The 20,536-nt window shown below is 75.5% G+C and carries 19 protein-coding genes; 5 read left to right on the forward strand and 14 right to left on the reverse strand.

Features of this window, described 5'->3' with window-relative positions:
- Positions 1–70: 70 nt before the first annotated feature.
- Genes ABD665_RS05245 through ABD665_RS05255 form a run of 3 tightly spaced genes read right to left on the reverse strand, consistent with a single transcriptional unit; the run spans position 71 to position 2,533 of the window.
- A complete protein-coding gene (locus tag ABD665_RS05245) occupies positions 71–634 on the reverse strand; it encodes a YqgE/AlgH family protein (RefSeq protein WP_204911916.1) in 564 nt (187 codons plus the stop codon).
- The gene (locus ABD665_RS05250) at positions 621–1,106 is read right to left on the reverse strand and encodes a VanZ family protein (protein WP_204911915.1); all 486 of its coding nucleotides are present in this window, start codon (positions 1,104–1,106) and stop codon (positions 621–623) included. The genes ABD665_RS05245 and ABD665_RS05250 overlap by 14 nt, the downstream gene beginning before the upstream one ends.
- Positions 1,103–2,533, reverse strand: a complete 1,431-nt coding sequence (locus tag ABD665_RS05255) for a malic enzyme-like NAD(P)-binding protein (RefSeq protein ID WP_204911914.1) — start codon at positions 2,531–2,533, stop codon at positions 1,103–1,105. The genes ABD665_RS05250 and ABD665_RS05255 overlap by 4 nt, the downstream gene beginning before the upstream one ends.
- Before the next feature lie 51 nt (positions 2,534–2,584).
- Here ABD665_RS05255 and ABD665_RS05260 point away from each other — a divergent pair, with 51 nt between their 5' ends.
- Positions 2,585–3,568 carry an amidohydrolase family protein gene (locus ABD665_RS05260; protein WP_204911913.1) on the forward strand — a complete coding sequence of 328 codons (984 nt, stop codon included), beginning with the start codon at positions 2,585–2,587 and terminating at the stop codon, positions 3,566–3,568.
- Here the strand turns inward: ABD665_RS05260 and ABD665_RS05265 are convergent.
- From ABD665_RS05265 to folP, 7 genes are read right to left on the reverse strand one after another with little or no spacing between them, the layout of a single operon-like run.
- Positions 3,555–4,328 carry a hypothetical protein gene (locus ABD665_RS05265; RefSeq protein ID WP_204911912.1) on the reverse strand — a complete coding sequence of 258 codons (774 nt, stop codon included), beginning with the start codon at positions 4,326–4,328 and terminating at the stop codon, positions 3,555–3,557. The two genes, ABD665_RS05260 and ABD665_RS05265, sit on opposite strands and share 14 nt — an antisense overlap.
- Positions 4,325–5,533 (reverse strand): VWA domain-containing protein, encoded by a 1,209-nt coding sequence (locus ABD665_RS05270; protein WP_204911911.1) that lies wholly within the window; start codon positions 5,531–5,533, stop codon positions 4,325–4,327. Before ABD665_RS05270 ends, ABD665_RS05265 begins: the two co-directional genes overlap by 4 nt.
- On the reverse strand, positions 5,526–7,958 hold the full coding sequence (locus ABD665_RS05275; RefSeq protein ID WP_204911910.1) for a DUF5682 family protein: 2,433 nt from the start codon (positions 7,956–7,958) through the stop codon (positions 5,526–5,528). Before ABD665_RS05275 ends, ABD665_RS05270 begins: the two co-directional genes overlap by 8 nt.
- Complete coding sequence (locus tag ABD665_RS05280) at positions 7,955–9,088, reverse strand: ATP-binding protein (protein ID WP_425562108.1); 1,134 nt, start codon at positions 9,086–9,088, stop codon at positions 7,955–7,957. The genes ABD665_RS05275 and ABD665_RS05280 overlap by 4 nt, the downstream gene beginning before the upstream one ends.
- Complete coding sequence (locus ABD665_RS05285) at positions 9,085–9,951, reverse strand: DUF5691 domain-containing protein (protein WP_204911909.1); 867 nt, start codon at positions 9,949–9,951, stop codon at positions 9,085–9,087. Before ABD665_RS05285 ends, ABD665_RS05280 begins: the two co-directional genes overlap by 4 nt.
- The gene (locus ABD665_RS05290; protein ID WP_204911908.1) at positions 9,948–11,261 is read right to left on the reverse strand and encodes an SWIM zinc finger family protein; all 1,314 of its coding nucleotides are present in this window, start codon (positions 11,259–11,261) and stop codon (positions 9,948–9,950) included. The genes ABD665_RS05285 and ABD665_RS05290 overlap by 4 nt, the downstream gene beginning before the upstream one ends.
- A gap of 52 nt (positions 11,262–11,313) precedes the next feature.
- Entirely contained in the window at positions 11,314–12,255 is a 942-nt protein-coding gene (gene folP / locus ABD665_RS05295; protein WP_344741341.1) for a dihydropteroate synthase, read from the reverse strand.
- A 43-nt stretch (positions 12,256–12,298) separates the two neighbouring features.
- Between folP and ABD665_RS05300 the strand changes: the two genes are divergently transcribed.
- Together ABD665_RS05300 and ABD665_RS05305 are read left to right on the forward strand one after the other, a co-directional pair.
- On the forward strand, positions 12,299–13,567 hold the full coding sequence (locus ABD665_RS05300) for a glycoside hydrolase family 3 protein (RefSeq protein WP_204911907.1): 1,269 nt from the start codon (positions 12,299–12,301) through the stop codon (positions 13,565–13,567).
- A 117-nt stretch (positions 13,568–13,684) separates the two neighbouring features.
- Complete coding sequence (locus tag ABD665_RS05305) at positions 13,685–14,779, forward strand: ScyD/ScyE family protein (RefSeq protein WP_204911906.1); 1,095 nt, start codon at positions 13,685–13,687, stop codon at positions 14,777–14,779.
- An 86-nt stretch (positions 14,780–14,865) separates the two neighbouring features.
- Here ABD665_RS05305 and ABD665_RS05310 read toward each other — a convergent pair whose 3' ends face one another.
- Together ABD665_RS05310 and ABD665_RS05315 are read right to left on the reverse strand one after the other, a co-directional pair.
- Complete coding sequence (locus ABD665_RS05310; protein WP_204911905.1) at positions 14,866–15,213, reverse strand: hypothetical protein; 348 nt, start codon at positions 15,211–15,213, stop codon at positions 14,866–14,868.
- Positions 15,210–15,626 carry a DUF3224 domain-containing protein gene (locus ABD665_RS05315; RefSeq protein WP_204911904.1) on the reverse strand — a complete coding sequence of 139 codons (417 nt, stop codon included), beginning with the start codon at positions 15,624–15,626 and terminating at the stop codon, positions 15,210–15,212. The genes ABD665_RS05310 and ABD665_RS05315 overlap by 4 nt, the downstream gene beginning before the upstream one ends.
- Before the next feature lie 105 nt (positions 15,627–15,731).
- Between ABD665_RS05315 and ABD665_RS05320 the strand changes: the two genes are divergently transcribed.
- A complete protein-coding gene (locus ABD665_RS05320; protein ID WP_344741345.1) occupies positions 15,732–16,760 on the forward strand; it encodes an alpha/beta hydrolase in 1,029 nt (342 codons plus the stop codon).
- A 22-nt stretch (positions 16,761–16,782) separates the two neighbouring features.
- Here the strand turns inward: ABD665_RS05320 and ABD665_RS05325 are convergent, their stop codons facing one another.
- Positions 16,783–18,612, reverse strand: a complete 1,830-nt coding sequence (locus ABD665_RS05325; protein WP_204911903.1) for an NAD-binding protein — start codon at positions 18,610–18,612, stop codon at positions 16,783–16,785.
- A 21-nt stretch (positions 18,613–18,633) separates the two neighbouring features.
- Positions 18,634–19,020, reverse strand: coding sequence for a DUF6394 family protein (locus tag ABD665_RS05330; RefSeq protein WP_204911902.1), 387 nt, complete (start codon positions 19,018–19,020; stop codon positions 18,634–18,636).
- 88 nt (positions 19,021–19,108) lie between these two features.
- Here ABD665_RS05330 and gabT point away from each other — a divergent pair, with 88 nt between their 5' ends.
- The gene (gene gabT, locus ABD665_RS05335; RefSeq protein ID WP_204911901.1) at positions 19,109–20,458 is read left to right on the forward strand and encodes a 4-aminobutyrate--2-oxoglutarate transaminase; all 1,350 of its coding nucleotides are present in this window, start codon (positions 19,109–19,111) and stop codon (positions 20,456–20,458) included.
- Positions 20,459–20,536: the final 78 nt, after the last annotated feature.

Here is a 20,536-nt window from a genome sequence, read left to right on the forward strand (position 1 = left end):
TGATCGAAGGAGCGCGCGCCGGGTCGGCCCGCCGGCCGGGGTCAGGCGCGCCCGGCGTCGGGCGCCGGGCTCAGTTCGTGGTGGGGTCGTCGACCCACGTCGAGAACACCGCGACGGGCGTCCGCTGGCGCCGCAGCACGGAACGCCAGAGGTCCAGCGGCGCGTCGCCGAAGACGTCGCTGGGCTCGGCGCCGACGACGTGCCACATGCCCTGGTCGATCTCGGCCTGCAGCTGCCCGGAGGCCCAGCCCGCGTAGCCGGCGAAGATGCGCAGGTCGGCGTACGCCCCGGTCACGATCTCGACGGGGGTGTCGAGGTGCAGCAGGCCCACGTCGCCGAACAGCCGTCGCCAGCCGGGCGGCTCCTCCCCCGGCACCCGGACGCGGGCGAGGCAGATGGCGCCGTTGGGCGAGACCGGGCCGCCGTGGAACAGCAGCCGCGGCTCGGAGACGACGGGCACCCAGTCCGGCAGCACCGTCTCGAGGCCGGTCGGCGAGAGCTCGTTGAGGACGACGCCGAGCGCGCCGTCGGCGTCGGAGTCGAGGACGAGCACCACGGTGGCGTTGAAGACGCCGTCGGCGAGGGCGACGCTGGCCACGAGCAGGTCGCCGGGCCGGGGTTCACGCTCCGCCATGGGCCGCCCGCCTGGTCGTGGCTCCGGGCTCCGCGCCGACCGTGCCGCTCCGCCGCCGGACGAGGACGTACGCGCCCAGGCCCAGCAGGGTGCCCGTGACGTCGGCGAGCGCGTCGTACGGGTCACCGGACCGGGTCGTGTAGAAGTCGCCCTGGACGACCTCGCTCACCACGGCGTGCAGGACGAAGAGGCCGACCACGAGACCGACGGTGCGGGCCGCGAGCAGCCGTCCGGCCGCGGCGACGTGCAGGTGCAGGGCGAGCAGGACGAGGAAGCAGGGCAGGCCGAAGCCCACGAGGTGCTCGAGCTTGTCGGCCTGGGGGAACCAGGGGACGCTCGGCGGGCCGTGGTCGCGGTAGAGGCCCCACAGGTGCACGGCGACGCCGACGACCGCCGCGGCCGTCGCGGCGGTGCGGGCCGGTCGCCCGGGTGCAGGCCGGAGGGCCGGGCTGGAGGTGGGCGCCTGGCTCACACCGCGGCTTCGGTGTCGAGGACCTCGGTCGGCAGCTCCGCCGGGCCACCCGCCGCCCGGCGGACGGCCGCGGCCACCGCCGTGTGCACGTCGGCGTTGAACACGCTCGGCGTGATGTAGGAGGCGTTGAGCTCGGCGTCGGAGACCACGCTGGCGAGCGCGCGGGCCGCGGCCAGCAGCATCGTCGAGGTGATCTCCGAGCTGCGCGCGTCGAGCAGCCCGCGGAACACCCCGGGGAAGGCGAGCACGTTGTTGATCTGGTTCGGGAAGTCCGAACGACCGGTGGCCACGACCGCGGCGTGCTTGCTGGCCTCGGCCGGGTCGACCTCGGGCTCGGGGTTGGCCAGCGCGAAGACGATGGCCTGGTCGGCCATGGTGGCGACGTCCTCGCCGGAGAGCACGTTCGGAGCGGAGACGCCGATGAAGACGTCGGCGCCGGCGACGGCAGCCCGGAGCGACCCCGTGACGTCCAGCGCGTTCGTGTGCTCGGCCAGCCAGAGCAGCTCGCCGACCAGCCCGTCGCGCTGGCGGTGCACGACGCCCTCGATGTCGGCCACGACGATGTCGCCCGCGCCGGCCTCGAGCAGGAGCTTGATGATCGCGGTGCCCGCGGCCCCGGCGCCGGACATGACGATCCGGACGTCGGCGATGTTCTTGTCGACCACGCGCAGCGCGTTGTAGAGCGCGGCGAGGACGACGATCGCCGTGCCGTGCTGGTCGTCGTGGAAGACCGGGATGTCGAGCTGCTCGCGGAGGCGACGCTCCACCTCGAAGCACCGCGGCGCCGAGATGTCCTCGAGGTTGATGCCGGCGAAGCCCGGGGCCACCGCCTTGACGACGGCGATGATCTCCTCGGTGTCCTGGGTGTCCAGGCAGAGCGGCCAGGCGTCGATCCCGGCGAACCGCTTGAACAGCGCCGCCTTGCCCTCCATCACCGGCAGCGCGGCCTGCGGGCCGATGTTGCCCAGCCCGAGCACCGCGGAGCCGTCGGTGATGACGGCGATCGAGTTCCGCTTGATCGTCAGGCGGCGCGCGTCCTCGGGGTTCTTCGCGATGGCGAGGCAGACCCGCGCCACGCCCGGGGTGTAGATCATCGACAGGTCGTCGCGGTTGCGGATCGGGTGCTTGCTGGCCATCTCGATCTTGCCGCCGAGGTGCATCAGGAACGTGCGGTCGCTGACCTTGCCGATCGTCACCCCCGGCACGGCGGTCATCAGCTCCACGAGCTGGTCGGCGTGGTCGGTGTCGCGGGCCGCGACCGTGACGTCCATGCGCAGGCGTTCGTGCCCGGAGGCGGTCACGTCGAGGGCGGTCACCGCCCCGCCGGCCTGCTCGACGGCCGTGGTCAGCTGGCTGACCGAGGCTCCGCCCGCCGGGACCTCCAGCCGTACGGTGATGGAGTACGAGACAGAGGGGACAGCGCTCACGTCTGCATGTTCTCACGCACGGCTGCCCCGCCCGATCCGAGAGGAGCCGCGATGGAGCTGATCGCGATCGAGGAGCACTGGGACTCACCCCCAGTGACCGCCGCCGTACGGGGTCTGCCGGCCGGGCGGTCCGACCCCAGCCTCGTGTTCGACGAGATGGGCGACAACCTCGCGCGCCTCGCCGACCTCGGCGACGGCCGAGTCGCCCAGATGGACGATCAGGGCATCGACGTCGCGGTCGTGTCCCTGGCCCCGCCCGGGACGCACCCGCTCGACGCGGCCGACGCCGTCCCGCTCAGCCGGGACGCGAACGACGTCGCCGCCGAGGCCGTCCGCCGCCACCCCACCCGCCTGCGGGCGTTCTCCACGCTGCCGATGGCCGACCCGGAGGCGGCCGTCGCCGAGCTCGAGCGCACCGCGGCGCTGGGGTTCGTGGGCGTGATGCTCTACGGGCGCGTCGGGGAGACGCCGCTCGACGACCCGCGCCACGAGCCCGTGCTCGCCGCGGCGGCCGCGCTGGGGCAGCCGGTCTTCATCCACCCGCAGGTGCCGACGCCCGCGGTGCGGGAGGCGCAGTACGCCGGCTTCGACCCGACGACCGACCTGGCGCTGGCCACGTTCGGCTGGGGCTGGCACCTCGAGGCCGGGCTCGCCGCCCTGCGGCTGATCGTCCGCGGCACCTTCGACCGCCACCCCGACCTGCAGGTCGTGCTCGGGCACTGGGGCGAGCTCCTGCTCTTCTGGCTCGACCGGACGGACAGCCTGTCGCGCGTGGCCGGGCTGGAGCGCAGGGTGTCGGACTACGTCCGCACGAACGTCCACGTCACCGCCTCCGGGATGCTCAGCCCCGCGCTGCTGCACCACGCGCTCGCGGTGACCACGCCGGACCGGCTGCTGTTCTCGACCGACTACCCGTTCCAGCGGCCGTCGCGCACCGAGATCGCGACCTTCCTCGAGGAGCTGCCGGACGACGACGCTCGCGAAGGGTTCGCGTCCGGCAACGCCCGCGCCCTCTTCGGCATCACGGGAACGTGACGGTCCAGCGCCCCGGGCACGACACCATCAGGATCATCCGGTCGGTGGCCGGCGGTCGCCGCACCGGGAACGTCCCCGGGTCGTCCTGCTGCTGCAGCGTGTCGACCGCGTAGTCGTCCTCCCCCGGTCCGCGGGCGAGGGTGCGGACGAAGGACGCGCCCCCGCAGGTGAGCTGCAGGTCGGAGCGCGCGCTGACGGCCACGACGTCGTCGCCCAGGGAGCCGAAGGTCTGCTCGTTCACGGGGACGGCGTCGAACGGGGTGAGCGTGACGGTCCACAGGGCGGTCGGGGGTGCCTGCACGAGCAGGCTGCTGGTCGGGCCGAGCGCGACGGTGTCCACGGCCCAGATCACGTCCGCGGGGTTGAGCAGCGGGCCCCCTCCCACCGGGTTGCCCCGGGGCAGCTCGACGAGCCAGGTGTCGCCGTCGCAGCCGGTGCAGATGAAGTGCAGCCGCGTCCCGTTGTGCGGGGCGCGGCGGTAGCGCAGCTCGGCCCTCCCGCGGCCGTTCAGGAGCACGCTCCGGTCGGCGTCGAGGGCGCCGACCTTGCGGACCGGGAAGTCGGCGCCGCGCTGCGGCGTGCCGGGCGGCGGCGTCGTCGTGGTAGCCGTCGGGACCGGCAGCGGCGGCGCCGAGGTCGGGACGACGGGGCCGGGCTCGGACGCCAGGCCCGACGTCACCGCGTACGCGACCGCGAGCAGGACGGCGAGCAGCACGCCGACGAGCGCCGTCGTGCGTCGCGGGTGCCCGGGCTCGCTCACGCGCGGCCCGCCTGCTGCTGCGCGGCCCAGGCCCCGACGTCGCCGCGCCGCAGCGCGACGGCCAGGAGGTCCGGGAAGGCGTCCGGCGTGCAGGCGAAGGCCGGGACGCCGAGGGCCTCCAGCGCGGCCGCGTGCTCGTGGTCGTACGCGGGCGTGCCGGAGTCGCTCAGGGCCAGCAGGACGACGACGGTGACGCCGGAGCGGACGAGGGAGGCCACGCGGCGCAGCAGCTGCTCGGCGTCGCCGCCCTCGAAGAGGTCGGTGACGAGCACCAGCAGGGTGTTCTCGGGCTGACGGACCAGGCCCGCCGCGTACGCGAGCCCGCGGTTGATGTCGGTGCCGCCGCCGAGCTGGCAGCCGAAGAGGACGTCGACCGGGTCGTCGAGGTGCGGCGTGAGGTCGACGACCTCGGTGTCGAAGACGACCAGCGACGTGCGCAGCGACCGGACGGACGCCAGCACGGCGGCGAACACCGCCCCGAACACCACCGACTCGGCCATCGACCCGGACTGGTCGAGGGCGACGACCACGTCGCGGGAGACGGCCGGCGACGCGCGGGCGTAGCCGACCAGCCGCTCGGGCACGACGGTGCGGTGCTCCGGCAGGTAGTGCTTGAGGTTGGCCGCGATGGTGGCGTTCCAGTCGATGTCGCGGGGTCGCGGCCGGGATGTGCGGGAGGCCCGGTTGACCGCACCGTGCACCGCCGACCGGGTCGGCTGGGCGATCCGGCGCTCGATCTCGGCGACCACCCGGCCGACCACCACGCGCGCCGTGCGGCGGGTCGTCTCGGGCATCACCCGGTTCAGGCTGACCAGCGTCGCGGCCAGGTGGACGTCGGGCTGGACGGAGTCGAGCAGCTCGGGCTCGAGCAGCAGCGAGGCCAGGTCGAGGCGCTCGATCGCGTCGCGCTGCAGGACCTGCACGACCGACGTCGGGAAGTAGGTCCGGATGTCGCCCAGCCAGCGGGCGACGGACGGGGCCGTCGCCCCGAGCCCGCCGCGGCGCCGCGTCCGGCCGTCCTCGCCGGGCTCCTCCGCGTCGTAGAGGGCTCCGAGCGCCTGGTCCATCTGCTGCTCGTCCACGGTGAGGCCCGGCGTCAGCGCCTCCTCGGCCGGCTCGCCGAGCAGCAGCCGCCAGCGGCGGTCGCGGCTGTCCCCCTCGTCCTCGGCCGGCGTGCCCCCGACGGGCTCGGTCGCGTCAGGCATCCCGGCCCGCCGCCAGGATCGTCTCGACGGTCGCCAGCGCCGGGGCCGCGAGGTCGGCGAGGCGGTCGGTGCCCGTCACCGAGGGCACAGGGTCGCCGTGGGCGAGCCGCTGGGCCAGCGCCCGGCGCTGCGCGGTGGAGAAGGTGCCGAACGTGCGCCGCACGAGCGGCAGCACGTCGGTGAACTCGGCGTCGGCCAGCCCCCGGACCCAACCGTCGAGCAGGGCGCGCAGCGCGGGGTCGTGCACGAGCAGCACCGCACCGTCGGTGAAGAAGCCCTCGACCCAGGCGGCCTTGGTCGGCGCCGGGCTGCCGTAGGAAAGGGCCCGGTGCAGCCGCTCCGGCGCGTCGTCGACCAGCTCGGCGTCCACGAGCAGGCGCGTCAGGCGGCCCTGCAGCAGCGGGGCCAGGTCACGTCGGTCGGCCAGGGCCTGCAGCGTCGCGAGCCACTCCGCCCGCACCCCGCCGTCGTCGCCCTCCGCGGCGAGCAGGCCGACGGCGGCGTGCACCGCGTCCACGAGGTCGCGCACCCGGACGGCGCTGTCCTCGTCGAGGCCGGTCGTCGCCCGGCCGAGCCCGGCGCAGGTCCGGCGGACCAGCACCTCGGCGGTCTGGCGCAGGGCGCCCGTGTCGGTGCCGCGGACGTCGCCGTAGCGGGCGGCGCGGGCCAGGGCCGGCAGCGCCTCCATCAGGTGCACGACGTCGGCGTCGCGGGCCGCTTGGTCGGCGCACGCCTCCAGCAACCGCGCCAGGGCGTCGGGCAGGCCGGCGAGCAGGCAGCGTTCCACGGTGGTGGCCAGCTCGACGAGGCTCTGCCCCGCGACGACCGAGGCGACGCGGGCGGTCGCCGCCGACTCGACGGTGGTCCCCCAGACGGCCGCCTCGACCACCGCCACGGCCAGCTCGGGCTGCCAGGCCAGGCGCCACGTCTCACGGAACGTCCCCGTCGCCTGCACGTCGCTCTGCCCCGGCTTCGCCCAGCCGAGCTCGAGCAGGCGCAGCCGGTGGAAGAGCTGCGACCGTTCGCGGTCGATCCCGCGGCGCAGGTCGAGGTCGAGCGCGCGGGCGGTGGGCTCCCGCTTGAGACGCAGCCGCCGGGTGGTGGCCAGGAGGTCGGCCTCGAGCGGGACGGTGGGCACCGACGCGGGCACGTCGCCCAGCCGCTCCCCCACGACGAGCCGGTCGGTGACGTAGCGCAGCGCCAGCTCGTCGCCGTCGCACAGCACGGCCCGGGTGGCGTCGGTGACCTCCGTCAGGCCGGCCAGCGGGCGACCGCGCAGCGTGGCCAGCGTCTCGGCCAGCCGCACCGCCTCGATGACCGAGGCGCTCGACACGGGGAGGTCCCGGCCGCGCAGCTCCCCCGCCACCGCGGTCAGCCAGCGCGTCACCGGCACGTCCGGCGCCTCGAAGAGGTGGGCGTACCAGCCGGGCGAGGTGATCCCCGCGCCGTAGCCGCTGGCCGCGGCGAGCCGCCGGTGCGTCCACGGCACCCAGGTGCAGACGACCTTGCGCCTCGGCAGGCCGCGCAGCAGCCGGGCGTCGGGCGCGGCCGGCCCGAGCGGCGCGGTGAGGACGGGCGCGTGCCAGGCGCCGCAGACCACGGCCACCCGCGTCCGGCCGCGCTTGAGGGCGGCGCGGATGGTCTGGCGCATGTACGCCTCCCGCCGCGCCTCGTTCTCGCCGTGGCGGCCGCGGCGCTGCCCGACCAGCCGGCGGAGCTCCCCCATCGCCTCGAGCACGAGCGGGAAGGGCGACGACGAGTCGAGCCGGCCCTCCACGACGTCCTCCCACCACCGCTCGGCGTCGTCGTAGCCACCCGCCTGTGCGAGCGCGGCCAGCGGGTCCCGGCTGGCGAGCCGGCGGCGCGCCTCCGCCTCCGGGCCCCTCGCGGTCGCCGCGCCGAGCAGCAGGTCGACGGCCGACGGCCCGTCGGTCCCGTCGTCGCCGTCCGGAGCGTCCTCGTCGGGCTCGTCGTCCGGGACCTCGTCCAGCAGGGTCGCCTCGCGCGGCGCGAGGGTGGCCGAGGCGGGCAGGTCGCAGAAGGCGACCTCGACGTCGTGGCGCCGGGCCCACCGGACGGCCTGCCACTCCGGGGAGAAGCCGGCGAACGGCCAGAAGGCCGCCACCCGCGGCTCCTCCGGCGCGTACGCGAGCAGCGCCACGGGCGGGACGAGGTCCTCGTCGCCGACGAACCGCAGCAGGGCGTCCGCGTCCGGCGGACCCTCGACGAGCACGCAGTCCGGCGCGTACGCGTCGAGCGCCGCGACCAACGAGCGCGCGGAGCCCGGCCCGTGGTGCCGGATGCCGAAGACCTCGACCGGCCCGCGCGCGTCCGCCAGCTGCCCGGGCTCGTGCTCGAGGTCCTGCTCCGCAGCGAGGCTGTTCTGCTCCGCAGCGAGGCTGCCCTGCTCCGTCGCCAGGCTCATGTGCCGTCCGTGCACGCCTCGTAGAACGCGCCCCAGCCCGGCCGTTCCCGGACGACGACGTCCAGGTACTCCCGCCAGGCCTGCGCGTCCGCGACCGGGTCCTTGACGACGGCGCCGACGATGCCGGCGGCGACGTCGGCGGGCCGCAGGACGCCGTCGCCGAAGTGCGCGGCCAGCGCGATCCCGTTGGTCATCACCGAGATGGCCTCGGCCGCGGAGAGCGTGGCCGTGGGCGAGCGGACGGCGGTCCGGCCGTCCGTGGTGACGCCCGAGCGCAGCTCCCGGAACACGGTGACGACCCGCTCGATCTCCTCGCGGGCCGTGCTGACGGGCGGCAGCTGGAGCGAGGCGGTGAGGTCAGCGACCCGGGTGGTGACGATGCGCACCTCGTCCTCGGCGTCCGCGGGGAGCGGCAGGACCACCGTGTTGAAGCGGCGCCGCAGCGCCGAGGACAGCTCGTTGACGCCCTTGTCCCGGTCGTTGGCGGTGGCGATGACGTTGAAGCCGGGCAGCGCCGCCACCTCGCGCCCGAGCTCGGGCACCGGCAGCACCTTCTCCGACAGCACGGTGATGAGGGCGTCCTGGACGTCGGACGGGATGCGGGTGAGCTCCTCGACGCGGGCGAGCGCGCCCCGCTCCATGGCCACCATCACGGGCGAGGCCACCAGGGCCTGCGGGGTCGGGCCCTCGGCGAGCAGGCGGGCGTAGTTCCAGCCGTAGCGGATCGACTCCTCCGCCGTCCCGGACGTGCCCTGGACGAGCAGCGTCGAGTCGCCGGACACGGCCGCGGCGAGGTGCTCGGACACCCAGGACTTGGCGGTCCCGGGCAGCCCCAGGAGCAGCAGCGCCCGGTCGGTGGCCAGGGTCGCGACCGCGACCTCCATCAGCCGGCGCGACCCGATGTACTTCGGCGTCACGACCGTCCCGTCGGCCAGCGTCCCGCCGACGAGGTAGGTGACGACCGCCCACGGCGACATCCGCCAGCGGGGCGGCCGGGGGCGCCCCAGCTCCGCGTCGAAGGCCTCCAGCGCCGCCAGCTCGGCGGCGGACGCGACCTCGGCGTGCGGCCGGAGGACGGCCGGCGCCACGAGGGCCGCCTGGGGGTCCTGCTCGGACGGGGCCTGGTTCACGGACGCTCCTGGGGGGTGGTGGGTACGGGTTCGGTCGGGTCGGGCGGGTCCGGGGGCGGGACCTGGCCCGGGTCGAAGGCGAGCGCGAGGGCGGTGCGCACGCGCAGGACCTCGGCGGCGGCCGCGAGCCCCGTACGGGCGGAGGCGCCGGCGACCGGGTCGAGCAGCCCCGGTCGGGCGGCCTCGACCGCGGCCGCGGTCTCCAGCGGCACCCGCGTGCCGACGCGCTGGCCGAAGGCCCGGGCGGCCCGGACCGCGACGAGGCCGGCGGCGAGCACCCCGACCGCCACGCGCCCCACGTCCGCGGTCCACGGGTCGGGCCAGGTCAGCAGGAGGTCGGGGTCCTGCGCCAGCCGGGCCAGGTCGTCCGGCCCCCGCGCGGGCTCCGGTGCGGCGGGACCCGGTGCCTCGGCCGCCCGGACGACGGCGGACCACGCAGGGTTGTGCCGCGCGAACCACAGCCCCCGGGGTCCCAGCGCCTGCCCCAGCCGCCGGTCGAGGTCGGTCGACCGGCGCGCCCGGTCGAGCACCGGCGTCCAGTGCTCGGGCGCGAGACCGGACCCGGCGGTGAGCGCCTCGCGCAGCCACAGGTCGAGCACGACGGACGACCCCTGCAGCAGGAGCTCGTCGAGGACCTCCCGGGCGGCCGCCGGTGGCGCGGGCGGCCCGTCTTCAGGACCGGGCTCGGGCACGCGGACGACCGTGGAGGCGCCGGCCACCAGGGTCGAGGCCCGCCGCCGGCCCGCGGCGTCGAGCAGCCAGCCGGCCGGGTCCCCTCCGGCGGGGACGGGCAGGGACCGTCGGTCCGTGCCGAGCAGGGCGGCGTTCACGAGGTCGACGTCGGGCGCCACCGTGGTGCTCACGCGACCGCCAGCAGCCGCGCGCCGACGGCGTCCCGCTCGACCAGGCGTACGGGGCTGAAGCCGGCCGGGCCCCACTCGCCGAACACGTCGACCGGCCGTCCGCCCGAGGCGGCGAGGAGGGGCCACGGGTCGGGCGTGCCCGTGACGAGCCGGACCGCGGAACCGTCCGGGTCGGCCAGGTGCCAGGGCTCGCCGGGCCGGCTCGGCGGCACCGGCACGGCCCGCAGCACCGCGGGCATCCGGGTGGCCCACGGGTCGGCCCCCACCTGCGCCGCCCAGCGCCCCTCGGCGCCGGCGACCGGTTCCGCGGGGCTCGCCCCCTGGACCTCCCGCACGGCGTCCTCCTCCACCGGCAGCTGCTCCCCGAGCAGCACCCGGTGCTCGGCGGCGCCCGGGTAGCGGTGAACGGCGCCGTGGACGACCTGGCCCACGGCGACGCTCTCGTCGAGCCCCGCGCCCGGGACGGCGAAGCTCAGCAGCAGGGCCCAGCTGCGGGTGGCCGGACCCCACAGCCACACCCGCCGCGTCTCCAGCCGGCCGTCGAGGCTGTCCACCGCACCCAGCGCCCACCAGTGGTCGACGAGCCCGGGACGGGCGAGGACCGCGGCCTTGGCGACGGGGTAGCCGACCCGCGCACGAACCGTCGCGGCGAGGTCGTCGGGCAGCCGGTCGAGACCCCGGTGGGCCACGACGAGCAGGTGCAGCCCGGCCAGCGCGCCCAGGAGGTGCTCCGGCCAGGCGTCCCGGGCGAGCAGCCCGGGCAGGCCGCGCAGCATCCCCGCGACGCCGGGGGCCTGGGCGTCGACCATCCGCGCGGCCACGCCCTCGACGTGCGTCCAGGCGCGCCGCTCCCAGACGCTCAGCCCGGTCCGCACCTGGTCGTGCAGCCAGCGGTCCAGCTCCTCGAGCCCGGCCGTGACCTTGGCCCGCCGCTCCGCGACGCGGGCGGCCGCGGCGTCGGTGTCGGGCTCGCGCTCCTCGGCCGGTCGGGGCTCGCGCCGCGAACCCGCCGCCGCCGACACCCACGCCGGCTCGTCACCCGGCGGCACGAGGCCGTCCGCCCAGCGCAGCAGCAGCGCCAGGGCGTGCTTGCACGGGGACTTCCGGCTCGGGCAGCTGCAGGCGTACGAGCGTCCCGGGTCGGCCACGACGGCGTACGTCGCCGACCCGCGGCAACGGCCCCAGAGCAGGCCCTCCGCCCCCCGGCCGGACTCCGACCAGAGCCGGGTGGCCGTCAGCGGCGTGGCCGCCCGGCGCGAGGCGTCGTCCGGGGCGGCGGCCAGCACCTGCGCCCGGCTCCAGACCTCCACGGGCGCCACAGTAGTGAGGACCTCCGACAGGACCGGCGGGCCCGGCGCCGGGTCAGCCGGCGACGTCCGTGACCTCGTCCGGGCCCGCCGGGTCGTCGGGGTCGTCCTCGAGGTTGTGCCGCAGGCCGGTCGGCTCGCGCAGCCCCAGGACCGCCTCGAGCATCCGCGCCGCCGCGACCGAGGCGGCCACGTCGTGCATCCGCAGGAGCCGTGCCCCGCCGAGCACGCAGGCGCTCGCCGCGGCCAGCGAGGGCGCGAGCCGGGCGGGCTTGGGCAGCCCGGTCGACTCCCCCACGAAGTCCTTGTTGGAGACGGCCGCGAGCAGCGGGAGGCCGAGGTCGGCGATCTCGGGCAGCCGGCGGGTCAGCTCCAGGCTGTGGCGGGTGTTCTTGTTCAGGTCGTGCCCGGGGTCGATGACGATCCGGTCCTCGGGCACGCCGCGGTCGACGGCCGCCTGCACGCGGTCGGCCAGGTGGGCCTTCACCTCGTCGACGACGTCGTCGTAGCGCGGCCGGCGCAGGTGCGTCCGCGGCGCCGCGAGGCTGTGGGTGATGACGACGCCCGCGTCCGACGCGGCCACGACGTCGGCGAGCTCGGGGTCGCGCAGCCCGCTCGTGTCGTTGACGACGACGGCGCCGGCCGCCAGCGCCTGCCGGGCGACCTCCGGGCGCCAGGTGTCGACGGACAGGACCACGTCGGTCCAGACCCGGGCCCCCAGCACGACGGGCACGACGCGGTCGAGCTCCTCGGCGAGGCTCACGTCGAGCGTGTCCGGGGAGAAGGGCACGCCGCCCACGTCCACCCAGTCCGCCCCGGCCTCGGCCGCGGCGACCACGGCACCGACCGCGCGCTCGAGCGCGTACGTCGCGCCGCGGTCGAAGAACGAGTCCGGCGTCCGGTTGACGATGCCCATGGTGAGGACCCGCGCGGAGAAGTCCACGCTCCAGCTCCCCCAGGTGACCCGCGGGTGCCGCAGCGGGGGCAGGTAGACCACGACGCCAGTGTCCTCCGACGCCTCGAGCGCCTAGGGTCGCCGGGTGCTCCGCCCTGCCGTCGCCGCCGGTCTCCTCCCGCTCGCGGTGCTGCTCGCCGCCTGCGGCACGGGCCCGGCCCTCGCCCCGGTCCCGGCGACGACCCCGACGACCCCGACGACGACGGCCTCGACCTCCGCCCCGTCACCCACCCCCAGCGCGACGCCGACCTCCAAGCCCACGCCCACGCCCGCACCCTCGACGTCCAAGCCAGCACCGCGGGAACCGACCTGCGCGGCGGTCGTGCACGGGATGAGCCTGGCCGAGCAGGTCGGGCAGACGGTGATGGTCGCGCAGAGCTCGACCCGGGCGAGCCGGGAGGGTGCGGAGACGATCCGTCGCCTGCACCTCGGCTCGGTCGTCCTGCTCGGCAACAGCACGGCGGGCCGCGCCGCGACCAGGGACCTGGTCGACGACCTGCGCGACGACCTCGACGAGGTCGACGGGGTGGGGCTGCTGGTCGCGGTCGACCAGGAGGGCGGGCTCGTCCAGCGGCTGAAGGGCCCGGGCTTCGACACGATCCCGAGCGCCCGGACCCAGGCGGGCTGGTCGGACCAGACGTTGCGCCGGCGCGCCGAGACGTGGTCCGAACAGCTCGGGCGTGCGGGGATCGACCTCGACCTGGCGCCCGTCGCCGACGTCGTGCCGAGCTCGGTCGGCGCCGCGAACCAGCCGGTCTACGCGCTGCGCCGCGGCTTCGGCCCCGAGCCGTCGGTGGTGGCCCGCAAGACCGTGGCCGTGGTCGAGGGCATGCACGCCGGCGGGACGGCCACCGCCGTCAAGCACTTCCCCGGCCTCGGTCGCGTCCGCGGCAACACCGACTTCACCGCCCGCGTGGTCGACACGCGGACCACCCGGCACGACGCGCTGCTGGCCGGGTTCCGGGCGGACGTCGAGCACCGCACCGACGCCGTGATGGTGTCCTCGGCCGTCTACTCCCGGATCGACGCCGACCACCCGGCGACCTACTCCCGCACGGTCGTCGAGGGCATGCTGCGCCACGACCTCGGGTTCGACGGCGTGGTCGTCTCCGACGACCTGCTCGGCAAGGCCCTCGCCTCGACCTCGGTCCGCACCCGCGGCGTCCGCTTCCTGGAGGCGGGCGGAGACCTGGCCCTCGTCGGCAGCACGAGCGCCGCGGTCCAGGTCCACGACGGCCTGCTCGACCGGGCGCGCACGGACCGCGCGTTCCGGAAGCGGGTCGAGCAGAGCGCGACGCGGGTCGTCGCGCTGAAGAGCCGCCAGGGCCTCGTGCCCTGCCGTGTCACTGGTTGACCTCGGCGGACGAATTCCTGAACCTTTCTGAGAAAGTCTGGTCAACCGCTCAGCCCCTGCAATACGTTCTGCACGCCCCGTCAGGGGGTGAACCAGATCACATTCGGGGGGAAACGGATGCTCGTACGAAATCGGGTCGCGCTCGTCGCGGCCACGGCGCTGACCTGCGCGGGGCTGGTCGGCGGTGCGCCCGCGACGGCCGGCACGGCCAAGGCCGCGGAGACGCCGGCCAAGGTCAAGGTCGTGGCCAAGAACCTCACCGACCCGCGCCAGCTCAGCGCCAGCGGTGACTTCTTCTACGTCGCCGAGTCGGGCCTGAACCAGATCGCCAGGGTCGCGAAGGTCGGCGGGGCGCGCACCACGGTCGTCAAGGGCGTGCCGAACGCGCAGGGCGTCGTGAAGGCGGGGTCCAAGCTCTACCTGGCGGCCGGCTCGTCCGGACCCGGCGGCAAGGAGGGACCCGCGACGCAGCGGCTGCACGTGGCCAAGCCCGGTGGGTCGCCCCGGGTGTTCGCGAACCTGCTCAAGTACGAGCAGACGTACAACCCGGACAACCAGACCCAGGGCACCGGCCCCGAGGACGACACCCTCTCCAACCCGTACTTCGTGGTGAAGAGCAAGGCCAGGGGCGGCTTCCTCCTCGTGGCCGACGCCGGTGCGAACGACGTCCTCGCGGTCAGCAGGAAGGGCAAGGTCTCGACCTTCTTCGTCCCGCAGACCATCACGACCGGGTCCTGCGCCACCGCCGAGCAGAACAGCCCCGCCGGGCCCAGCTGCGACCCGGTCCCGACCGGGCTCGCGTACGGGCCGGGCGGTCTGCTCTACGTCTCGGGCCTGTCCAGCGAGGCGGAGGACCAGGGCCGGGTCTACGTCGTGGACAAGAACGGCAAGCTGGTCAAGACCCTCACGGGCTTCACGTCCCCGACGGGGGTGGCCGTCGCGCCCGACGGGACGGTCTACGTCTCGGAGGCCATCGACGGGGCTCCGCAGGGCCCGCCGCCCCCCGGCTTCAACCCCGACGAGATCGGCCAGATCGTCAAGGTCGCCTCGGACGGCAAGCGCACGTACGCCCAGGTGACCCAGCCGAGCGGGCTGCTCTACCTCGACGGCAAGCTCTACGCCTCCGCCCGGTCGCTCTACAAGGCCTTCCTCGGGGCCGACGGCCAGGGCCAGATCGTCTCGGTCGACCCGAGCTCCTTCGTGGCGGAGTAGGACCCGCCGGACAGACGTGCTGAGGCCCGGCCCCCCGCGGACCATCACCGGGCCTCAGCGCTCCGGCCGCCCCTCGCCGACGAGGGTCACCGGCCGGTCGCGCGGGACCGTTTCGGGGCCTTGCCCCGCCACGCCAGGGACCGGGCGTCCAGCGTGCGCAGCAGCGGGTCGCCCTCGACCAGCAGCCGCTCGCCGAGCGCGACGGCACCCGCCAGCTGCGCGTCGTCCAGCTGCCGGTAGGCCGGGCCCGCCCGCCGGTTGAGGTGGTCGTACCAGCAGCCGCCGACGGCGTCGTCCAGGAGCACCCGCCCGAAGCAGTGGTTCAGGCGGAGCGACCAGCCGTCGCGCCGCGCCGCCGCGGGCAGCGCGTCGTCCACCAGCGCGCGGTAGCGGACGAGCAGCTCCTCCCGCTCCGCGCCGTCCTCCGGGGTCACGCGGAGGGCAGGTCCCAGTCGAACCAGATCCGGTGCGTGCCGTCCTCGTCGACGCCCATGCCGCCCGAGCCCGAGATGCCGGCGAGCTCGTCGGTGCCGCTGCCGGTGGCGATGGTGAAGTACTCGGCGTAGCGGTCCTCGCCGTGCGTCGACGCCGCGTGCACGAAGACGAAGGCCCCCGCCCGGGTGTCCAGGCTCCCGGCGAAGGCCTCCAGCGCCACGTACGTGCCGTCGCCGCTCGGCGCCTGCCCGCCGACGAACCAGGTCGCGGACGTGCCGTCGACCTCGCCGGTGTAGCGCTTCTCCATCGCCGCCACGCCCACCGGCATCGCGGTCGTCACGTCGACCGCCGGCTCGACGTCGGCCGGCGTGAAGCCCAGCACCTCGAACGTCCCCTCGGACCGTCTGCTCATGCGTCCTCCTCGTCGTGCCGGGACGGGCCCCGTCCGTCCTGCTCACCGCAGCCTGTCAGGACCCTCCGACCGGGCGCCCACCGCGGGCCGTGCGACCGTGTGGGCGTGGCCCGTCCCCCGCTGTCCCGTCCGCTCCTGCTCGCCGGCCTCGCGGTGGCCGGCCACCTCGGACGGCTGCTGCTGGAGCACCGCCGGCTGGTCGCCGCGGTCCCGCCGGAGCTGCGCACGCCGATGCTCTGGCTCCCGACCGGGCTGCTGACCTCGGCGCCGGCCCGCCGGCTCCTCGCCGTGCTGCCGCTGCCGTCCCCGGAACCGCCGTCCGACGTCGACGCGCGGCCCGCCACGGCGACGCACGAGGGGTCGAGCGTGCCCGTCTGGGTCTACCGGCCGTCGTCCGGCACCCCCGTCGACGCTCCGTCCGGCGGCGCGCTGCTCTGGGTCCACGGCGGCGGCTACGTCGCCGGCGCCGCCGCGAACGACCACGAGGCCTGCGCCCGGTTCGTGCGCGAGCTGGGCGTGGTGGTGGTGAGCGTGGACTACCGGCTCGCCCCGGCGCACCCGTTCCCGGCCGCGCTCGACGACTGCACGACGGCTCTGCGGTGGCTGCACACGCAGGCCGACGAGCTGGGCGTCGATCCTGCGCGGGTCGCGGTGGGCGGCGAGAGCGCCGGGGGCGGGCTGGCGGCGGCGCTGGCGCAACGGGCGTACGACGAGGGCGTCGACGTGGCCTTCCAGCTGCTCGTCTACCCGATGCTCGACGACCGGACGGTGCTGCGCGCCGACCAGCCGGAGACGCTCGTGTGGACCAGCCCCTCGAACCGCTCCGGCTGGACCGCCTACCTCGGCCACCCGGTGCGCGCGACGGAGGAGCGCCCGTACGCGGCTCCCGCACGGCGCGAGGACCTCACCGGGCTGGCGCCGGCGTGGATAGGGGTCGGCGACGCGGACCTCTTCCACGACGAGGACCTCGCCTACGCCGCCCGGCTCGTCGCGGCCGGTGTCCCCTGCGCGCTCGACGTCGTGCCCGGGATGTACCACGGGGCGTACGGCCTCGCGCCCGCGTCATCCGCGATCGCGCAGCGGTTCCGGCAGGGGTCGGTCGAGGCCCTGCGCGACGGTCTGCTCGCCGGCTGAGGGGTCTCGGCCGGACCCGCGCTCAGCCGCGCGGGCTGCCGACCTCGTCGTGCGCGGTCGTGGCCTCGGCGCGCTCGGCGCGGGCGAGCCGCCGCCAGACCCAGCTCGACGGGACGCGGCGGTCGAGCAGCACGTACGAGGCCGTCGAGTCGATGACCAGCGTGCTCTCCAGCGCCCGCCGCTCCGCCGCGTGCCCCGCGAACAGCAGCTGGTCGCCCGGCGCGAGCACGGCGTCGTCGTCGGGGGTCAGCACGGCGTCGTCGCCGTGGAGCAGCAGCAGCGGGACGACGTCGAGGCGCCGCGACCGGTCCTCCGGGCTGCGCAGGACGTCACCGAGGCGCACCGGGCCGGCCCCGAGCAGCGGGTGCAGCGCCGGCGCCTGGTCCGGGTCCAGACGCACCTTCCACAGCGCGGGCAGCGTGTGGCCGCAGCTCGAGCGGAGCCGGGCGGTGACCTCGTCCGCCCACGCCTCGCCCTGCGCGGGCAGCCGCTGGATGAACCGCCACAGCAACGGGGTGCTCAGCTGCGCGTAGACCTCGTGCGCGACGACCTCGGTCGGCACCAGCAGCGCGTCGGGGTGCATCGCCTCGAAGAGCGCGGCGCTCGTCGGCAGGTTCTGCCGCGCGGCCAGGAACAGCCCCGGGTTCGTCCGGCGCGCGCTGGCGAGCATGGAGAGGTTCGTCGTGTCGTTGTCGGTGCCGGCGACCAGCCCGGCGGCCCGCTCCAGCCCGGCCGCGGCGAGGACGTCGGCGTCGGAGGCGTCACCCACGATGACGTCGTCGTCGTGGTCGTCGCGCGCCTCCGACTCGACGACGGCGACCTCGAGCCCGGCCGCGCGCAGGTCGGAGGTCACCTCGCGCCCGAAGCGGCCGTAGCCGCAGACGATCCAGAGCCCGTCGCGCCGCGGCGCCCCACGCTGCGGGAGCTCGCCGCCCGGGCCCGCCTCCAGCCACGTCAGCAGCTGGTAGGAGGCCGGCGCGTTCAGCGCGAGGCGCAGGTGCTCCCCGAACCGGTCGAAGGGGTTCACCACGGTCGGCGTGCCGAAGGCGTGCATGCGCTCGGCCACCGCCTTGGAGACCGTCCGCGCGACGACCGGGATGTCGGGACGCAGCAGGGCGGCCGCCATGGTGACGGCCAGGTTCGTCTCGTCGTCGTTGCTCAGCGCCAGCACCGCCGCGCAGCGCGGGTGGTTGAGCCCGGCGGCGCCGAGGTTGCGCGGGTTGGCGGCGTCGGCGACCAGGCCGGGGATGTCGGCGTGGTAAGAGCCGAGCTCGAGGGCGTCGATCCGGTCCGAGGATGAGTCGACGACCACGAGCTGCTGGCCCAGCGCGTCGAAGTCCCGCGCCAGCAGCTCACCCGCCCGCCCGAAGCCGGCGACCAGGAAGAACGGCTCGCGCATGCGCCCGACCTTGCGGGTGAAGCCCTGCAGGGCCACCGCCTGCTGGAACGCGCGGTCCTGCAGCAGCGTCAGCAGGGAGCCGATCGCGTACGCCCAGCCGATCACCGACGCGTAGATCGTGAAGGTGACCCAGAGCCGCTGCCCGGGCGTGAACGGCCACGGCAGCTCGCCGAAGCCGATGGTGGTCGCGGTGTAGCTGACGAAGTAGAAGGAGTCGAAGAGCCCGATGTGGGCGGGGCGGCCCTGGTCGTCGACGCCGGGGATGAGGTTCAGCCCGATCACGCTGACCGTGAAGATCACGATCAGGGTGATCAGGGGCGCGCGCATCCGGCGCATGACCACGAAGATCGCCGAGGACGCCTGCTCGGGCGCGAGGTCGACGAGCGCGGGGATCCGGCGGACCGGTTCACGCCGGCCCAGCAGCTCCAGGAAGACCAGCAGCGGGTTGCTCATCGACGTGGCCCGGGGAGCCGCTCAGCCCCGGTGGAACGTGACGGTCTCGGTCACGAGCAGCACGACCGAGACCAGGTTCGCCAGCAGCGCGCCGCCGGAGAGCGACACCACGCTGGCCGTCGACTCGGGCGTGATCCCCGCCCTGGAGATCTCGTCCGCCCAGACCCAGACCACGCCCGCGGCGATCAGCTGCAGGTCCGCGACCAGGCTCGTCGCGAGGTGCACCGCGCCGATCTGCGTGCGGTCGCCGAACTTCAGCACGGTGGCGATCAGGCTCACCGCGAGCGCCGCGAACAGCTCGTAGATGTTGTGCAGGTCCGGGTTCGCGATGTCGCCGACGAAGAAGCCCATGTTGAGCGTCGCGGCGAGGAGCACGAAGAAGCCGAAGACGACCTTCTCGAGGTTCATGCGTTCCGTCCTCCTCACCTGTCGGCCTCGACAGGATGGCACTTAGAGTGGCAGGACGTTCGTCGCCCCGGCCCAGGAGGGACACCCCATGTCCGTAACTGATCACACCGCGCTCGGCGGGCCGACGCTGCCCCAGGAACGGCGCCTCGTCACGAGCATCCCGGGCCCGCGCTCGCTCGAGCTGGCGGACCGGCGCAAGGCCGCCGTGGCGAGCGGCGTCGCCTCCTCGATGCCGGTGTACGCGGCGGCGGCCGGCGGCGGCGTGCTCGTCGACGTCGACGGCAACTCGCTCATCGACCTGGGCTCCGGCATCGCCGTGACGACCGTCGGCAACGCGGACCCGGCCGTGGCCGCGGCCGTCGCCGCGCAGGCCGCGCAGCTGACCCACACCTGCTTCACGATCACCCCGTACGAGGGCTACGTCGAGGTCGCCGAACGCCTCAACCGGCTGACCCCGGGCGACCACGCCAAGCGGACCGCGCTCTTCAGCTCGGGCGCCGAGGCCGTGGAGAACGCGGTCAAGATCGCGCGGCACCACACCGGTCGCTCCGCGGTGGTCGCCTTCGACCACGCGTACCACGGCCGCACGAACCTCACGATGGCCATGACCGCCAAAGCGATGCCCTACAAGGCCGGCTTCGGGCCGTTCGCCGGCGAGGTCTACCGCGCGCCGATGTCCTACCCGTACCGCGACGGGCTCTCCGGGCCCGAGGCGGCCGCGCGCGCGATCACCGTGATCGAGAAGCAGGTCGGCGCGCAGGACCTCGCCGCGGTGATCATCGAGCCGGTGCAGGGCGAGGGCGGGTTCGTGGTCCCGGCCGAGGGCTTCCTGCCCGCGCTGCAGGCGTGGTGCACCGCCAACGGCGTCGTGTTCATCGTGGACGAGATCCAGTCCGGCTTCGCCCGGACGGGCGACCTCTTCGCCAGCGAGCACGAGGGCCTCGTGCCGGACCTGATCACCACGGCCAAGGGCATCGCCGGCGGCCTGCCGCTCTCCGGCGTCACCGGACGCGCCGAGATCATGGACGCCCCGCACGCCGGCGGGCTCGGAGGCACGTACGCCGGCAACCCCGTCGCCTGCGCCGCGGCGCTCGCCTCGCTCGACCACTTCGAGCACGGCGGCCTCGTCGAGCGGGCCCGCGAGATCGGCGCGCTGCTGCTCGACCGGCTCGGGGCCGCGCAGGCCGCCGACCCGCGCATCGGGGACGTCCGCGGCCGCGGCGCGATGGTCGCGATCGAGCTCGTGGACCCGGCGACCGGCGCGCCCGACGCCGCCCTCACCGCGGCCGTCGCCAAGCGCACGGCCGGCGAGGGCGTGATCGTCCTGACCTGCGGCACGTACGGCAACGTCATCCGCCTGCTGCCCCCGCTCGCCATCGGCGACGCCCTGCTGTCCGAGGGCCTCGACGTCCTGCTGGGAGCCCTCGCCGCGAGCTGACGTCCTCCGCCGTGTCGAGAACGCCGACCCGGCTCCGTCTCCCGGTCGATCACCCGTCGAAGAAGAAGGTTGGAGACG

Source organism: Microlunatus spumicola (genome assembly GCF_039536445.1).
Taxonomy (GTDB): domain Bacteria; phylum Actinomycetota; class Actinomycetes; order Propionibacteriales; family Propionibacteriaceae; genus Microlunatus; species Microlunatus spumicola.

What these genes read in the sequence shown, in the direction of transcription:
- ABD665_RS05245 (WP_204911916.1), bottom strand. Translation starts at nt 634, where the DNA reads ATGGCGGAGCGTGAACCCCGGCCCGGCGACCTGCTCGTGGCCAGCGTC.
- ABD665_RS05260 (WP_204911913.1), top strand. Translation starts at nt 2,585, where the DNA reads ATGGAGCTGATCGCGATCGAGGAGCACTGGGACTCACCCCCAGTGACC.
- ABD665_RS05270 (WP_204911911.1), bottom strand. Translation starts at nt 5,533, where the DNA reads ATGCCTGACGCGACCGAGCCCGTCGGGGGCACGCCGGCCGAGGACGAG.
- ABD665_RS05275 (WP_204911910.1), bottom strand. Translation starts at nt 7,958, where the DNA reads ATGAGCCTGGCGACGGAGCAGGGCAGCCTCGCTGCGGAGCAGAACAGC.
- ABD665_RS05305 (WP_204911906.1), top strand. Translation starts at nt 13,685, where the DNA reads ATGCTCGTACGAAATCGGGTCGCGCTCGTCGCGGCCACGGCGCTGACC.
- ABD665_RS05315 (WP_204911904.1), bottom strand. Translation starts at nt 15,626, where the DNA reads ATGAGCAGACGGTCCGAGGGGACGTTCGAGGTGCTGGGCTTCACGCCG.
- ABD665_RS05325 (WP_204911903.1), bottom strand. Translation starts at nt 18,612, where the DNA reads ATGAGCAACCCGCTGCTGGTCTTCCTGGAGCTGCTGGGCCGGCGTGAA.
- ABD665_RS05330 (WP_204911902.1), bottom strand. Translation starts at nt 19,020, where the DNA reads ATGAACCTCGAGAAGGTCGTCTTCGGCTTCTTCGTGCTCCTCGCCGCG.
- gabT (WP_204911901.1), top strand. Translation starts at nt 19,109, where the DNA reads ATGTCCGTAACTGATCACACCGCGCTCGGCGGGCCGACGCTGCCCCAG.